Raw genomic sequence first — 15,857 nt, forward strand, 5'->3', positions numbered from 1 at the left:
TGTGACCTTGCGCACCAGCTCCCGATAGACTCCGCGGGTCGTCTCGCACAGGCCGTCACCGACGGTCTCCACGCGAGACCTTTCTTAATCGGTTACTGGAGGACGGATGTCCCATACGTTGCTCGCCAACGGCGACGAGAACGCGGTGTCCCTCACCGGCGCGAACTTCACCTACGTGATCATCGCCGCCGCCATCGCGCTCGTCGCTCTCGGCTTCGCCGCCGCCTTGGTCAAGGCCGTGCTGAAGACCAGCACCGGCACGCCCAAGATGCAGGAGATCGCGGGTGCCGTGCAGGAGGGCGCCTCGGCGTACCTCCGCCGGCAGTTCAAGACCCTTGGCATCTTCGTGCTCGTCGCCGTCGTCCTGCTCTGGCTCCTGCCGGTCGCCGACGGTGGCAACGCGGTCAAGGCCGGCCGCTCGTTGTTCTTCGTCGTCGGCGCCGGTTTCAGCGCCTTCATCGGCTGGGCGGGCATGTCCCTCGCGACCCGGGCGAACCTGCGCGTGGCCTCCGCCGCGCGTGAAGGCAGCCGGGAACGGGCGATGTCGATCGCGTTCCGCACCGGTGGCGTCGTCGGCTTCCTCACCGTCGGGCTCGGCCTCGTCGGCGCGGCCGGCGTCGTGCTGATCTACAAGGGCGACGCCCCCACCGTGCTCGAAGGCTTCGGCTTCGGCGCGGCATTGCTGGCCATGTTCATGCGCGTCGGCGGCGGCATCTTCACCAAGGCCGCCGACGTCGGCGCCGACCTCGTCGGCAAGGTCGAGCAGAACATCCCCGAAGACGACCCGCGCAACCCGGCGACCATCGCCGACAACGTCGGCGACAACGTCGGCGACTGCGCGGGCATGGCCGCCGACCTCTTCGAGTCCTACGCGGTCACCCTCGTGGCGGCGCTCATCCTCGGCAAGGCCGCCTTCGGCGACTACGGCCTGGTGTTCCCGCTGATCGTCCCGGCCATCGGTGTGCTGACCGCGATCATCGGCGTGTTCATCACCAAGCTGCGCAAGTCCGACAAGGACGGCATGCAGCCGATCAACCGCGCCTTCTACATCTCGGCGCTGATCTCGGCCCTGCTGTGCACCGGCGCGGCGCTGCTGTACCTCCCGAAGACCTGGGACGCCATCGGCGTCGAAGGCATGACCTCCTCGGTCAGCCCCCAGCTCATGGCGATCATCGCGGTCATCATCGGCATCGTCCTGGCCGCGATCATCCTCGCGCTCACCGGTTACTTCACCGGCGTCGGCAGCAAGCCCGTCGAGGACGTCGCCAAGACCTCCGGCACCGGACCCGCCACCGTCGTCCTCTCGGGCATCTCACTCGGCCTGGAGTCGGCCGTGTACTCCGCCCTGGTCATCGGCGCGGCAGTGTTCGGCGCGTTCCTCCTCGGCGACGGCAACACCACCATCGCCCTGTTCGCCGTCGCGCTCGCCGGTTGCGGTCTCCTGACCACCGTCGGCGTCATCGTCGCCATGGACACCTTCGGGCCCATCAGCGACAACGCGCAGGGCATCGCCGAGATGTCCGGCGACATCGACGAGGACGCGGCCCGCACGCTGACCGACCTCGACGCCGTCGGCAACACCACCAAGGCCATCACCAAGGGCATCGCCATCGCGACCGCCGTGCTCGCCGCGACGGCGCTGTTCGGCTCCTACACGGGCGCGATGACCGAGGCGCTGGCCAAGGCCGGTTCGACCCTGTCGGTCGACTCGCTGCTGAACCTCGCCGACCCGCGCAACCTGGTCGGCCTGATCATCGGCGCGGCCGTCGTGTTCATGTTCTCCGGCCTGGCGATCAACGCCGTGTCCCGTTCGGCCGGCGCGGTCGTCTACGAGGTCCGCCGCCAGTTCCGCGAGAAGCCGGGCATCATGGACGGCACCGAGCGTCCCGAGTACGGCAAGGTCATCGACATGTGCACCCGCGACGCCCAGCGCGAGCTGATCACGCCGGGTCTGCTGGCGGTCCTCGCGCCGATCGCGGTCGGCTTCGGCCTCGGCGTCGGCGCGCTCGCCGGCTACCTCGCCGGCGCCATCGCCTGCGGTGTCCTCATGGCGATCTTCCTGTCGAACTCGGGCGGCGCCTGGGACAACGCCAAGAAGATGGTCGAGGACGGCTACCTGGGCGGCAAGGGCACCGACGCGCACGCCGCGACGGTCATCGGCGACACCGTCGGCGACCCGTTCAAGGACACCGCCGGTCCGGCCATCAACCCGCTGATCAAGGTTATGAACCTGGTGGCGCTGCTGATCGCGCCCGCCGTGGTCATGTTCAGCGTCGGGACCGACGCCAACCTCGGCGCCCGCATCGGCATCGCCGTGGCGGCGCTGCTGATCATCGCCGCGGCCGTGATCTGGAGCCGCAGCAAGCCGATCGCGGTCGGTGGCGACCTTGAGGAGGCCGCGTCCGCCGACGCCCCAAAAGATGACAAGGTCGGTGCGGACGCGTAACCAACGCTGACCCCTCCGGCCCGAAGCCCCGGTCCCCTCGCGGGACCGGGGCTTCACCATGTCCGGCCCCCCGCGGCCTTGTACGGTCGGGACATGAGCGAGCGCGACTGGACCGCCGACACCGTCGCCGCCCTGCGGTCCCATGTGGACGGTGTGGCGCCGGTGCGGTCGCTGCCGTCGCCCTACTTCACCGTGGACATCCGGGCCGTCGACGAGTCGGGGTTCCCGGCGGGGATCAAGTACCGGGCGGTGCGCGACCTGTTCGCGCGAGACGTGGTCAGCGGAGCCATCACCGAGGGCACTTCGCTGGTGGAGGCCTCGGGTTCGGCGACGGCCCTCGCCGCCGCCCACTTCGCCCGGATGCTGAAGCTGCCGCTGACGGTCGTGCTGCCCGCCCGGACGTCCCCGGCGCAGCTCGCGCGCCTGGAGGCCTACGGGGCCGTGTGCCGCAAGGCCGAGCGCCCGGCGGCGATGTACGAGGAGGCGCGAGTCCTCGCCGAGGAGACCGGCGCGCACTACCTCGACTACCTCGGCCGCGCCGCCGACGCCGTCGACTGGCGCGGCAACGGACTCGCGGTCGCCCTGGCCGCCGACGACCCACAGTGGATCGTCGTGGGCGTGGGCAGCGGCGTCACGTCGACGACCGTCGCCCGGCACCTGCGCCATGTCGGCAACCGCACGACGCGGGTCGCCGTCGTCGACGCCGAGAACTCCGCCTACTTCCCCGGCTGGGCGGCGGGTGTGACCGACTACGGCACCGGGACGCCCTCGAAGATCCCCGGTATCGGGCGGCCGCGCATGGAGCCCGGGTTCCACGGATCCCTGGTGGACATGGTGATCCCGGTGCCCGACGGCGCGAGCGTCGCCGCGATGCGCTGGTGCCGCGAGGCCTCGGGCGTCGCGGTCGGGCCGTCGACGGGCGCGAACCTGTGGGGCGTGTGGGAGCTGGCGCGGATCATGCGCCGCGACGGCGTGCGCGGCCGGATCACGACGGTGTTCGCCGACGCCGGTGAGCAGTACGCCGACACCTTCCACGACCCGTCATGGGTGGCCGAGCGGGGATTCGAGGTCGAGCCCTACGCGGCGAAGATCGCCGGGCTGTACGCGCCCTGAGGCCGGCTACTTCCACTGACGGCAGCGACCGGGGAACACCGCCGCGACTTCTTCCCGCAGCGTCTCCACCGTCTCCTCCGGGTCGAGGCCCGCGCCCAGGTGCAGGGCGAAACCGTCGGTGAGGGCGAACAGCCGCGCGGCGGCCGCCTTGGCGTCGGTGTCGCCGGGCACCTCGCCGCACTCCTTGCCGTTGTGGACGGCGAGCGCGAGCTGCCCACGCGTCGCGGCGAGGGTCTCGGTGTGGAGCCCGGCGAGGTCCGGGTTGGCCGTGGTGCGGCCGAGGAAGGCCAGGGACACGCGGTGGTCGGAGGCGCTGGCGGCGTCGAGGGGCAGGTACTCGCGCAGCGCGCGGGTCACGACGGCCCGGATGGGCAGGCGTTCGGTGACCGACTCGCGGACGGCGGCCTGGACGCGGGCGCCCATGCGCTCGACGACCTGGCGGTAGGTGGCTTCGAGGAGGGCGTCCTTGCTGGCGAAGTAGTGCTGGACCTGGCCGACGGAGATCCCGGCGGTGGCCGCGGCCTTGGCGACGGTCACGCCGTCGAGGCCCTCGTGGTCGATCAGGCGCTGCACGGCGGCGGCTATCTCGGCCCGGCGCGCGGCGTGATCGACGAGTTTCGGCATGCGAGCACTCTAGCCGTCGACGAGTTTTTATCGTATGGCTATATTAATACCGTGATACGAAAACCACTCCTCATCCTCGCCGCCGTCACCGCCCTCCTGCCGGTTTCCGTACCCGCGTACGGAAACCCGCCCGCCGACGGACTCCACGACCTCATCGCCGAACACCTCGACGCCACCGGCACGCCGGGGGCGGCACTCGCCGTGACCACCGCCGAGGCGACCACACGCACCGACTTCTGGGGCGTCGACGGCGACGGCGCTCCCGTCACCGCGGCCACGCCGTTCCTGTGGGGCTCGGTCGCCAAGCCCGTCACGGCGTCGGTCGTCCTGAGCCTCGGCGTGGACCCGGCGGCTCCCGTCGGCGACTACCTCCCGGGCTTCGCGCCCACCTGGCGCGGCGAACCGGCGGCACCGACGGTCGGCCAGCTGCTCGCCCACACCTCCGGGATCACGCGGATGACCGCGACCGACGTCGGCGACAACGCGCCCGGAGCGGTCTCACGCGTCGCGGCCCGCCTCTACGACGACGAACTCGACACCGCCCCCGGCACCGAGTACGCCTACAACTCCTCGAACTACCTGCTGCTCGGCGCGATCGCCGAGGCCGTCACCGGCCGCGAGTACGCCGACGTGGCCAAAGAACTGGTGCTCGGCCCGGCCGGGATGACCGGCGCCGTCACCGGTGCCGGCGACCCGGTCCCACCCGGCCACCGGCAGTTCTTCGGATGGACGGCCGCCTTCGACGACCCCTACGACCTGTCGGGCCTGCCCTACGGCTACCTGGGCGGGAACATCGACGACCTCGTCGCCCTCGGCCGCTTCGCCCTCGCCGCCGGCGGCACATCGCCGGGCGGCGACATGTGGGCGCCCCAGCCGGGCACCGGCGACCGCTACGGCCTCGGCTGGCACCTCGGCGAACTGCCCGGCACCGGCGAGCCCATGGTGTGGCACCCCGGCGCGACCCGCGGATATCAGACCGTGTTGATTCTGCTGCCCGCCAAGGGAATCGCCGTGGCGCTCGCGCAGAACACCTACGCCGAGACCCGGGCCGAGCAACTCCTCGACGCCGCCTTCGACGCCGCCCGGATCAGCGCCGGATACCGGCCGGGCGAGGCCTCGGCGCCGAACATCTACTTCTACCTGCCCTGGGCGGCGGCGGGACTGGCCCTCGCCGCACTCGCGGCGGTGCTGTGGCGCGTCACGCGCGGCCGCCGCCGCTGGTGGCGGGCGGGGATCTGGGCGGCCGTGGCGGTGGCGGTGCCGCTCGTGCCCGGCCTGGCGGGCCAGGAATGGCGGCTGCTGTGGGGCTGGACGCCGGACCTGGCCTGGAGTCTCGTGGCGCTCGGCGCGCTCGCGGGCGCGGCGGCGGTGGCGGAGATCGCGGGGAGGCGGCGCGAAGCCGTCGAGGTGTGAGGGGCGGGGCGCGTCAGGTGACCCGGCGGCTCACAGCTTCCGCCACACCCGCTGCACGTAGGTCGTGATCGCCGGGATGTCGACGCCCCTCGGCCACAGCTTCGCCAGCAGCGCCATGCCGTCGGCGGGCCGCACCGAGGGGTCCTTGTCCAAAGTGGACCGGATGATCCGGGCGAAGGGGCCGTCGAGCTTGTCGAGGTAGTCCAGGAGCTCCGGATCCGGTTCGTCCATGAGGATCTTGCGGGTGATCGAGGCGATGTCGGGCGCGTCGAAGGGGCCGTGCCCGGTCGCCGCGATCACCAGGCAGCAGCCCCAGGCCCACACGTCGGCGGCCGGGCTGACGTTGGCGCCGCGGAACTGCTCGGGCGCCATGTAGGCCATCGTGCCGAGGTGCGTCCCGGTGCGGGTGAGTCTCGTGGCGTTGCGCATGTGCACGATGCCGAAGTCGATCAGCTTGGGACCGGTCGAGGTCAGCATCAGGTTGGAGGGCTTGATGTCGCGGTGCACGAGGAAACTGCGGTGCAGCCCGGCGAGCGACAGCGCGAGCGCCAGGCCGAGGGCGTGCAGCAGCTCGGGATCGGTGATGGGGCCGACCTCGTAGACGTAGTCGTCGAGGGTCATGCCGTCGAGCAGCTCCATCACCATGTACGGGCGCTGGCGGTCGATGCCCGAGCCCAGGATCTTGACGGTGAAGGCGTTGTCGATCATCGCGAGGGTGTCGGCCTCGCGCTGGAAGCGGATCAGGTCCTTCTGTGCTCCGAGGACGCTGGCCGCGACGGTCTTGAGCGCCACATCGGTGTTGGTCCAGGGATCGCGGGCGACGTAGACGGTGCCCATGCCGCCGGCGCCGAGGCGTTCGATCAGCTCGTAGCCGCCGATGCGCCGGGGGTCGTCCGTCGACAGTGGAGAGGTCGGCGGGGCCGTGCGCAGGGGACTGTCGGCCGGGGTGGCCTGGAGGTGTTCGGGATCGGCGGCGAGGGGTGCCTTGATCACCGGGATCTCCTCGGTGGGGAAGTCCGGTACGTAGTCGGGGGCCGCGGCCCGCAGATCGTCCATTGTGGGCGGTGCGAGGCGCGGGGAAGGCCGCAGCCGCAGGCGGCCGTCGGTCTCGTCGTACTGGAGATAGCGTTCGGTGAGTTCGGCCGGCGGCCCGACCGGGCGCAGCAGCGCGGGCAGCAGGACGCAGCCGAGCAGCTCCCACACCGCGATGAAGACCGAGGCCCCGAAAGGCAGCAGTACCAGCGTCGCCAGCAGCACGGCCGCCAGCGACAGCGCCGGACGGCGCCGGGCCGGATCCCAGCGCAGCACCCACGCGGGGAGGGCCTGCGTCCGGGCCTGCTTGTCCTGCCAGGAGACCGCGAGCCACCAGAGCAGCCCGCAGGCCAGTCCGCCGAGGGCGATCCGCACGGCACTTCCGTCACCGTTGACCAGCTGCCATCCGGCGCTGGTCAGCGCGACGGGCGAGTCGGGCTCGTCGACGACCGCCGACAGGCCGGTGTCGCGGGCGCCGAGGTAGAGCGCGGTCAGCAGCAGGGCCAGTGAAACGGTGAATCCGGTCACGACGGCGCGGTCGGCGAAGCGGAAACCCCGCCGGGTCGGGCGATAGCGCTCAAGCCGGACGCGTTCGGCCTCGACGGCGCGGCTGGAGAAGCGCCCCGCGGTGCGGATCCCGCAGCGGATCGGCCAGGACACCAGTTCGTTGCGGCGGCCCGATCCGGCGACCATCCACAGTGGAGTCGTGAGGGTCCGCGCGGCCAGCGCGGCGACGATGAGCGTGACGGTCCAGGACACACCGGGCGAACCGAACAGGCCGAGACCGTCGAGGAGCGAACGCACCGCGGTGAGCGCCCACGCGGCAGGCACGCCGAGTGCGGCCAACACCTCCGTCAACGCTTCGACCTTCCCGCTCTCCGCCCTCGACCCCAGTGGCCGCACCTTACCGTGCCGGTGCCTTACACGTGGAGTCTCAGTGGCCGATTTTTCCCGCGATCAGCGGCCACCCGCGGGCGATCTGGGCGAGCTCGTCGCCGTCCGGGCAGAGCCTCTCGACGAGGGCCGAACCGTCGGCGGGACGCTCGTCGACGGGCTTGCGCAGCGCGTCGGTGACGACCGCGCCGAGCTGCGCGTCGATGGCGTAGACCTGTTGCAGCAACTCGGGATTGGGCGGAGCGGAGATCACCTTGTGGGTGATCTTCGGGATGCTGTCGGCATCGAAGGGGGCCTTCTGGGTCGCGGCCATGACCAGGCAGCAGGCCCACGCCCAGATGTCGGTGGCGGCGGTGACGCGGGAGTCCTCGAACTGCTCGGGCGCCATGAAGGCGAAGGTCCCGAGCTGCACGCCGGTCTTGGTCAGGCGCGTGTTGTCGGGGTTGAGGGCGATGCCGAAGTCGATGATCTTCGGGCCGCCGCTGGTCAGCATGATGTTGGCGGGCTTGATGTCGCGGTGCACGACGCCGAGGTCGTGCAGGGTCCGCAGGCCCTCGGCGAAGGCGACGCCGAGAGCGCGCAGGGCCGTCGGATCGGTGACGGGGCCACGGATGTAGGCGAAGTCGTGCAGGGTCATGCCGTCGAGGAGCTCGGTGACCAGGTAGGGGCGGCCGCGGTCGATGCCGGAGTCGAGAACCCTCGCGGTGTAGGGACCGTCGGCGAGGGCGAGGGTGTCGCACTCGCGCTGGAAGCGCTCGCGTTCGAGGTCGGAGTCGAGGACCATGCCGTTGGTGGTCTTCAGCGCGACGGTCGTCGACGTGCCCGGGCGCTGCGCGAAGTAGACCGTGCCCATGCCGCCGGCGCCGATGCGGCCGAGCAGACGGTAGCCGCCGACCATCGGCGGATCGCCCGGCAGCAGGGGATTCCCGCGCGGAGCGGCCGAACCGGAGGGCGCCATCATCGGCGGCGGACCACCACGGCCGCCGCCCGCGAGGGCCGGGATCATCGGCGGCGGCGTCGAGCCGAAACCACCGGGCGGGGGCGACGACGGGGGCGGGTTCGAGCCCCATCCGCCGGGCGGGGCCTGTAGTGGCGGCATGCCCTCGTGCGTCGGGACGATCGAACGGATCCGCGGCGAACCGTCGTAGGGGTCGGGTTCGACGAAGCGGTCCCAGACCTGCTCGGGTTCCTTGACCGGCCGCAGGAAGGCGAAGGAGAGCAGCGCGCCGAGCGCCGTCCACGTCACCACGAACAGCAGCGCGCCGAAGGGGACGAAGAGCAGCGCGCCGACGATGTACTTGGCGACACGGAGCCGGTAACCGCCGCGGCGGCCCCAGTTGAGCGTCCACGACGGCATCAGCCAGCCGCGCACGGTCCGGTTGTAGCCGTAGGAGACCAGTGCCCACAGGACCGCGCCACCGGCGAGGACGGCGAGGAGCGTCCACGGGTCGGCGGCGGTGAAGACCTGGTAGAAGACCGACGCGAAGGACAGCGGGGTGTCGTCGGCGAGGGACTTCAGGCCGATGTCGCCCGGGTCGGCGCCCCAGAACACCGCCCACCACAGCACGATCATGCACGCGCAGACCGCGCCGACGATGAACTTGAACCAGGCCTGCGCGGAGTTGTAGGTCGGGTGGCTGCGGCGCATGGAGCCGCGCACCTTCGCGGTCTCCTCCGGCGGGAGCCGGTGCGCCAGCAGGGAGGCGCGGACCGGCGCGCAGGCCAGGTCGTTGCGCTCCCCGGCCATGGAACGGATCCACAGCGGGAGGGTGATGACGCGCAGGAGGACGGCGGCGCCGATGACGACCGCGATCCACGACGGCGGGTTCCCGAACCAGGGCACGCGGTCGAGCAGCAGGCGGGAGGCTTCGAGCAGCCACAACGCCGGTAGCCCCAGCACGGCGAGCAGATCGGCCACGGCAGTCCTTCCCCAGGTTTCGCCACGCACGATATCCCGTGCGCGCTCACGTTCGCTGGGTCAATGGTGCCCGCCGGTAGGTTGGCAGGCGTGGTCGGACGCGTGCTTCTTTTTCTGACGGTGGTCTCGGCGGTGTTCCTGAGTGGGTGTGATCGGGAGGAACCGGGCGTAGGGGCCGGTGAATGGGCCGCGTCGGTGTGCACGGCGCTGGATCCGTGGCGCGCGGAGATCGACGCGCTGACGACGCGGGCGCAGTCCGCGATCGGTCCCGACACGACGCCGGAGGAGACGAAGGCCGAGTTGGTGACGCTCCTCGACGGCGCGGCCGCGGCGAGCGAGACCGCGCGGGCCGAGGTCGAGGCCGCGCCGACGCCGTCGGCCGAGGTCGAGGGCGGGGCCGCCGCGCGCGAGACGGTCCTGGGGTATCTGGCGTCGGCGCGCGACGCGTACGCGTCGGCGGGGGACGCGATGGAGGGGCTCGACGCGGGGGCGGAGGGCTTCTACGACGAGGTGGCGGCGGCGATGGGGGAGCTGAACACGGCGTACGCGGCGGGGCCGGACCTGGCGGGGGTGACGTCGGTGGAGCTGGGGGAGGCCTTCGCGGGTGAGGGGGCTTGTGGGTGAGGGGGCATGCCGCCGGGCCGGCCGGGGTGGCGATCCCGGCTCGAAACATGCGCACGTTTCACCGATTGCCGCTTTCGTGCCTTACTGTCCGTACTGTGACTTCGGGTTCCCCGACCCCTCCGGGCGTGTCGGTCACCACCCCCTCACGGTCCGAAACCCGACGATCAAGGCCTAACACCTATACACCCCTCCCCGCCCACCCCACGGCGTTGTACCGTGCAGACCGGAGTTCCAGGCCAGCTTCAGTGGTCCGCGGGTGAGCGGCCGGCTGGCGCGTTACCTTGGATCCTTGGTTCCCGAGTTCCGGGTAGCGAACTGTCTGTACAAGTGGGGTAAGTAGTGGCCCGATCCGCCGGCACGAAGCGCCTGGTCATCGTCGAATCACCGGCGAAGGCCAAGACCATATCCGGCTACCTCGGCCCGGACTACATAGTCGAGGCGAGTCTCGGGCACATCCGGGACCTGCCGCGCAATGCCGCCGAGGTGCCCGAGAAGTACCGCGACCAGCCCTGGTCGCGGCTCGGCGTCGACGTCGACAACGACTTCACGCCCTTGTACGTCGTCAACTCCGAGCGCCGTTCCCACGTCAAGAAGCTCAAGGACCTCCTCGCCGAATCCGGCGAAGTCCTGCTCGCGACAGATGAGGACCGCGAGGGCGAGGCCATCGCGTGGCACCTGGTCCAGGCGCTCAACCCGAAGGTCCCGGTCAAGCGGATGGTCTTCCACGAGATCACCAAGCCCGCGATCGCCGAGGCCGTGGCGAACCCGCGCGAGATCGACCAGTCCCTTGTGGACGCCCAGGAGGCCCGCCGCATCCTCGACCGCCTCTACGGCTACGAGGTCTCGCCGGTCCTGTGGAAGAAGGTCATGCCGAAGCTCTCGGCGGGCCGCGTGCAGTCGGTCGCGACGCGCATCGTCGTCGAGCGCGAGCGTCAGCGCATGAAGTTCCGCACCGCCGACTACTGGGGCATCACGGCCGCGCTGCGCACCGAGAAGGCCAAGGGCACTAATGACACAGAGGCCTTTACCGCCGCTCTGCTGACCTTCGACGGCGACCGCGTCGCCACCGGTAAGGACTTCGACGCGTCGACCGGTCGCGCGAAGGGTTCCGTCGTGCACCTCGACGAGGCGGGCGCGCGCGGTCTCGCGCAGCGGCTGACCGGCGTGCCCTACAAGGTCACGCGCGTCGAGGAGAAGCCCTACCGCCGCCGCCCGTACGCGCCGTTCATCACCTCGACGCTCCAGCAGGAGGCCGCGCGCAAGCTGCGGCTGTCCAGTGCGCAGACCATGCGCGTCGCGCAGCGCCTGTACGAGAACGGCTACATCACCTATATGCGTACCGACTCCACGAACCTCTCCGAGACCGCCCTCGCGGCGGCCCGGCGGCAGGTCGCGGAGCTCTACGGCGACCGCTACGTCCCCGCCGAGCCCCGCCGGTACTCCCGCAAGGTGAAGAACGCCCAGGAGGCCCACGAGGCCATCCGTCCCGCCGGGGACGCCTTCCGCACGCCCGGCGACGTCGCCAAGGAACTCTCCGCCGAGGAGATGCGCCTCTACGAGCTCATCTGGCGCCGCACGATCGCCTCCCAGATGACCGACGCCGTCGGAAACTCCGTCTCCATCCGGATGAAGGCGACCTCGACCACGGGCGAGGACTGCGAGTTCGGCACCTCCGGCAACACCATCACCGACCCGGGCTTCCTCAAGGCCTACGTCGAGTCCCTCGACGACGAGGCCGCCGAGACCGACGACGCCGAGCGCCGCCTGCCGAACCTGGAGAAGGACCAGCCGCTGTCGGCCGACGCGCTGACCCCCGAGGGTCACCGCACCCAGCCGCCCGCCCGCTTCACCGAGGCGAGCCTGGTCAAGGCCCTCGAAGAGCGCGGCATCGGCCGCCCGTCGACCTACGCGTCGATCATGCAGACCATCCAGGACCGCGACTACGTCTTCAAGCGTGGTCAGGCCCTCATCCCGACCTTCCTGGCCTTCGCCGTGGTCGGCCTGATGGAGCAGCACTTCACGCGCCTGGTCGACTACGACTTCACCGCCGCGATGGAGGGCGAGCTCGACGAGATCGCCTCCGGCGACGGCGCCCGCCTGGGCTTCCTGAAGCAGTTCTACTTCGGCGGCGACGGCGCCGAGGGCACCGTCGCGGGCGCGGGCGGGCTCAAGAGCCTCGTCGTCGACCAGATGCCGCAGATCGACGCGCGTGGCGTGAACTCGATCCCGCTGTTCACCGACGAGGACGGCCGCCAGGTCGTCGCGCGGGTCGGCCGCTACGGCCCCTACCTGGAGCGCACCGCCGAAGGGCAGGAGCCCGGCGACGGCGAGCGCGTGTCGATCCCCGACTCGACGGCCCCCGACGAGCTGACCGCCGAGAAGGTCGAGGAGCTGTACAAGGCCCCCAGCGGCGATCGTGAGCTGGGCGAGGACCCGTCGACGGGCGAGCAGGTGCTGCTCAAGTCGGGCCGTTACGGGCCCTACGTGACCTCGGGTGAGAAGTCGTCGTCGCTGTTCAAGACGCAGGACCCGACGCAGGTGACCCTTGAGGACGCGCTGAAGCTGCTGTCGCTGCCCCGTGAACTCGGCACCACCGAGGACGGCGGGACGGTCGTGGCCACCAACGGCCGCTACGGGCCCTACATCACCAAGGAACTCGACGGGAAGAAGGAGACCCGGTCCCTGGAGACCGAGGCGCAGCTCTTCACCGTGACGCTCGACGAGGCCAAGGCCCTGCTGGCGCAGCCGAAGAAGCGCGGTCGCGCCGCCGCGGCCCCGCCGCTGAAGGAACTCGGCGAGGACCCCGTGTCGGGTAAGCCGATGGTCGTCAAGGAGGGCCGCTTCGGGCCCTACGTGACCGACGGGGAGACCAACGCGTCGCTGCGCAAGGGCGACGCCGTCGAGGAGATCACCACCGAGCGCGGTTCAGAGCTGCTGGCCGAACGCCGGGCGAAGGGCCCGACGAAGAAGGCCGCCAAGAAGGTCGCGAAGAAGACCGCGGCGAAGAAGACCGTGAAGAAGGCCGCCGCCAAGAAGACGGGCACGAAGAAGGCTTCGGCGAAGAAGACGGGATGACGCCAGGCGTGACCCGGTCACGCCTACTCATCCACGCCCCGGATTGAGGATGAGTCCCGGCCCGGTTGCGTCCAGTCTGTTCACGGCGCGAACCGCGCCGGCACCCAGCTGGGGGAGACCGATGAACGAGACCCTGCGACGGCCACCGGCCGCCGACGACACCTCAGCCCCGCTCGCCAGCGTCGTCGCGGTGATCGCCGCCGCGCTCGACGCGCCGCTCCCGTTGCGTCTGGCGGTCCGCTGCGACCTCGCGGAGGTGATGGCGCTGCTGGACGAGGCCAACACGATCTGGGCCGTCACCGACGACTGGAACGCCACGGCGCCCCAGTTGCGGCACGCCGTCGGGCGGGCGGCGGCGCTTGCGCGCGTCGTCGCCGAGTTGTTCCGTCGGCAGGCGGCCGACACCGCCGCCGCCGACTGGCTCGCCGAGGCCCTCGCGCTGGCGTCGAGGCTCGCCGCCGCGACCACGACGCGCCCGGCCGTGTGGCCGCTGCACCTGGCCGGCGACGCCTTCGACATCCGCTTCGAAGGGCACCTCCTGGCCACCGTCGCCGCGGGACTGCACGACTTCACCGGTGCCGACCTGTCGGCCGCCGAGCTCGGTGACGTGCCGCTCGCCGGGATCCGCTGGTCGCCCGCCACCCGCTGGCCGGACGGCTGGGCGGGACACGTCGAGGCGCTGTCCGTCGAGCGCGAACCGGGGCGCTACGAGATCCGCGCGGGGGCGAGCGTGAGGGTTCCCACCTGACCGCGTGACGATCACCCGCGCGCCCCGACGTGCAAATCGCCTCAACTCCGGCATGATGACCACATTGGTTGAGCAGAGCCCGTCCCCGGCCGCCGCCTGAGAGCTGAAGCATGCGCTGAAACCGGCGCGCGGTCGGTGGGTCCGGGGCGGCGGCGGCGCAGGGGGCACGACGGTGAAAGTTAGTGATACGCAGGTTGCACGACGGGCGCCCTTGCGGAGGGTGCCGGTGCAGGAACGCAGTGCGGCGAGGGTCGGGCGCATGCTCGACGCCTGCGCGGCGCTCGTGGACGAGCTCGGGTACGAGGGGCTGACGACGACGCTCATCGCGCAGCGCGCGGGAGTGGCCATCGGGTCGGTGTACCAGTTCTTCCCCGACAAGCGGGCCGTCGTGCAGGCGCTGACCGTACGGCACCTGGAGAGTTTCCTGGAGAACCTCAACACCAGGCTCGACGCGCGGCTCGGCGGCGGCGGGAAACCCGACGACTGGTGGGACATCGTCGACGCGGTCATCGACGAGTACATCCACATGCACCGGGTCGAGCCGGGGTTCAAGACGCTGCACTTCGGAGACGTCGTCGACGTGCACCTTCTCGACACCGACCGGGAGAACAACGACGTCATCGCCCAGCGGCTGCAGGAGCTGATCATCGACCGGCTCGGCTTCGCCGACCGGCCGCGCCTGCGATTCGCGCTGGCGATCGGGGTGGAGACGGGCGACGCGCTGATCAACCTGGCGTTCCGCAGGGACCCGGAGGGGGATCCGGAGGTGCTGGGGGAGGCGAAGGTGCTGATCCGGGACTACCTGTCGCGGCACGTGGACTGAGGCGGGGAGGGGTCGGCGCGGGCGCGGGTTGGGGTCGGCGCGGGCTTGGGTTGGGGCTTGGGCTTGGTTCGCGGGTCGGCTGCGGGCGGCGACGCCGTTGGGACCGTGGGGACTGCTGGGGCCGACGCCGGACCTGAGGCCCAGGCTCCATCCGCTGCCGCGAGGCGGGCTGCGGCGACGGGCCGGGCGGGCGGGGTGGGCTGTGGCCGGGTGGCAGTGGCGGCCCGCCTCGCGGATCACGGGCGGCGGCAAGGCGATGGCGCCCGGGACGCGATGGGTGGCCGCGACCGGTGGACCGTGAAGTGAGGCGTGGGTTCGGCGCGGGCGCGGCCTGTGCGGGCGTGGCCTGTGCGGGCGCGGACTGTGCGGGCGCGGCCCGCGAGTTGCGGCGGCGGGACCGTGGGCCGTGGCTGACGGGGTGGCGAGCTGGGGCGGGAACCGCAGCCGCAGCTGAGGTTGACGTTGGGCGTTGGCGTTGAAGCCGGGACCGCGCCGACGCGAGGGTCGAGGCTGACGTGGCTGACGCGGAGGCGACTATGGCAGCCGAGCCGTGACCGCAGTCGCGGCGGACGTTGAGCCGAAGCCGATGTTCACGTTGAAGTTGCAGCCGCGGCAGACGTTGAGCCGAGGCCGAATCCGAGGTCGAAGTCGCATCTGACCACGTTGAAGCCGAAGCCGAAGCCGAGACCACAGTTGACGTTCACGTTGAAGCCGCAGCTGTAGCCGCAGTTGACGTAGACGATGAAGCCGCAGCGCCGAGCCGAAGCCGAGGCTGCCGACGCGGACGCGATTTTGGCGGGCGCGGCCGGGCGAGGTTCGCGATGTCGGCGTCCTTGGCCGGCGGTTCGTCCGTGGAACCGATCGGCATGAACTGTCATACCTCGCCCGTATCGTGATTTTTGGGGCCCCTTTGGGGCGTGCGGGGGAGTGCGAGTTTCGTTCGCTCGTCCGCCGCTGGAGGCTGCCCGGGGACGGAAGGCCGTGCTGCTCCGCCGTGGTGGCGCACGGCGGAGCACGGCATGAGCGCGGAGGCAGCATTTCGCTGAGGCGTGAGGCGTGAGGCGTGAGGCGTGAGGCGTGAGGCGTGAGGCGTGAGGCGTGAGGCGTGAGGCGTGAGGCGTGAGGCGTGAGGCGTGAGGCGTGAGGC

11 protein-coding genes are annotated in these 15,857 nt (G+C 71.2%); 7 read left to right on the forward strand and 4 right to left on the reverse strand.

The window, feature by feature from the left end:
- Positions 1–106: 106 nt before the first annotated feature.
- Both HNR73_RS16255 and HNR73_RS16260 read left to right on the forward strand, forming a co-directional pair.
- Positions 107–2,446 (forward strand): sodium-translocating pyrophosphatase, encoded by a 2,340-nt coding sequence (locus tag HNR73_RS16255; RefSeq protein WP_184788299.1) that lies wholly within the window; start codon positions 107–109, stop codon positions 2,444–2,446.
- Positions 2,447–2,539: 93 nt separating this feature from the next.
- Positions 2,540–3,559, forward strand: a complete 1,020-nt coding sequence (locus HNR73_RS16260) for a pyridoxal-phosphate dependent enzyme (RefSeq protein WP_184788300.1) — start codon at positions 2,540–2,542, stop codon at positions 3,557–3,559.
- 6 nt (positions 3,560–3,565) lie between these two features.
- Here HNR73_RS16260 and HNR73_RS16265 read toward each other — a convergent pair whose 3' ends face one another.
- Positions 3,566–4,183 (reverse strand): TetR/AcrR family transcriptional regulator, encoded by a 618-nt coding sequence (locus tag HNR73_RS16265; RefSeq protein WP_184788301.1) that lies wholly within the window; start codon positions 4,181–4,183, stop codon positions 3,566–3,568.
- Between the two features lie 51 nt (positions 4,184–4,234).
- Between HNR73_RS16265 and HNR73_RS16270 the strand changes: the two genes are divergently transcribed.
- Complete coding sequence (locus HNR73_RS16270; RefSeq protein ID WP_184788302.1) at positions 4,235–5,596, forward strand: serine hydrolase domain-containing protein; 1,362 nt, start codon at positions 4,235–4,237, stop codon at positions 5,594–5,596.
- Positions 5,597–5,626: 30 nt separating this feature from the next.
- On the opposite strand, the gene HNR73_RS16275 is transcribed toward HNR73_RS16270, so the two are convergent.
- Both HNR73_RS16275 and HNR73_RS16280 read right to left on the reverse strand, forming a co-directional pair.
- Positions 5,627–7,477 carry a serine/threonine-protein kinase gene (locus HNR73_RS16275; protein WP_239121910.1) on the reverse strand — a complete coding sequence of 617 codons (1,851 nt, stop codon included), beginning with the start codon at positions 7,475–7,477 and terminating at the stop codon, positions 5,627–5,629.
- Between the two features lie 85 nt (positions 7,478–7,562).
- Entirely contained in the window at positions 7,563–9,440 is a 1,878-nt protein-coding gene (locus HNR73_RS16280; protein ID WP_184788304.1) for a serine/threonine-protein kinase, read from the reverse strand.
- A gap of 102 nt (positions 9,441–9,542) precedes the next feature.
- Between HNR73_RS16280 and HNR73_RS16285 the strand changes: the two genes are divergently transcribed.
- From HNR73_RS16285 to HNR73_RS16300, 4 genes are all read left to right on the forward strand, one after another.
- On the forward strand, positions 9,543–10,064 hold the full coding sequence (locus tag HNR73_RS16285; RefSeq protein WP_184788305.1) for a hypothetical protein: 522 nt from the start codon (positions 9,543–9,545) through the stop codon (positions 10,062–10,064).
- 339 nt (positions 10,065–10,403) lie between these two features.
- On the forward strand, positions 10,404–13,139 hold the full coding sequence (gene topA, locus HNR73_RS16290) for a type I DNA topoisomerase (RefSeq protein ID WP_184788306.1): 2,736 nt from the start codon (positions 10,404–10,406) through the stop codon (positions 13,137–13,139).
- A 121-nt stretch (positions 13,140–13,260) separates the two neighbouring features.
- The gene (locus tag HNR73_RS16295; RefSeq protein WP_184788307.1) at positions 13,261–13,887 is read left to right on the forward strand and encodes a hypothetical protein; all 627 of its coding nucleotides are present in this window, start codon (positions 13,261–13,263) and stop codon (positions 13,885–13,887) included.
- A 259-nt stretch (positions 13,888–14,146) separates the two neighbouring features.
- Positions 14,147–14,710: a TetR/AcrR family transcriptional regulator gene (locus HNR73_RS16300; protein ID WP_184788404.1), complete on the forward strand. Its 564-nt coding sequence runs from the start codon at positions 14,147–14,149 to the stop codon at positions 14,708–14,710.
- 590 nt (positions 14,711–15,300) lie between these two features.
- Here HNR73_RS16300 and HNR73_RS16305 read toward each other — a convergent pair.
- Positions 15,301–15,588, reverse strand: a complete 288-nt coding sequence (locus HNR73_RS16305; protein WP_184788308.1) for a hypothetical protein — start codon at positions 15,586–15,588, stop codon at positions 15,301–15,303.
- Between the last annotated feature and the right edge of the window lie 269 nt (positions 15,589–15,857).

It is taken from the genome of Phytomonospora endophytica, from assembly GCF_014202425.1.
In the GTDB taxonomy this organism is placed as follows: Bacteria; Actinomycetota; Actinomycetes; order Mycobacteriales; family Micromonosporaceae; genus Phytomonospora; species Phytomonospora endophytica.

What these genes read in the sequence shown, in the direction of transcription:
- HNR73_RS16255 (WP_184788299.1), top strand. Translation starts at nt 107, where the DNA reads ATGTCCCATACGTTGCTCGCCAACGGCGACGAGAACGCGGTGTCCCTC.
- HNR73_RS16260 (WP_184788300.1), top strand. Translation starts at nt 2,540, where the DNA reads ATGAGCGAGCGCGACTGGACCGCCGACACCGTCGCCGCCCTGCGGTCC.
- HNR73_RS16265 (WP_184788301.1), bottom strand. Translation starts at nt 4,183, where the DNA reads ATGCCGAAACTCGTCGATCACGCCGCGCGCCGGGCCGAGATAGCCGCC.
- HNR73_RS16295 (WP_184788307.1), top strand. Translation starts at nt 13,261, where the DNA reads ATGAACGAGACCCTGCGACGGCCACCGGCCGCCGACGACACCTCAGCC.
- HNR73_RS16300 (WP_184788404.1), top strand. Translation starts at nt 14,147, where the DNA reads ATGCTCGACGCCTGCGCGGCGCTCGTGGACGAGCTCGGGTACGAGGGG.
- HNR73_RS16305 (WP_184788308.1), bottom strand. Translation starts at nt 15,588, where the DNA reads ATGACAGTTCATGCCGATCGGTTCCACGGACGAACCGCCGGCCAAGGA.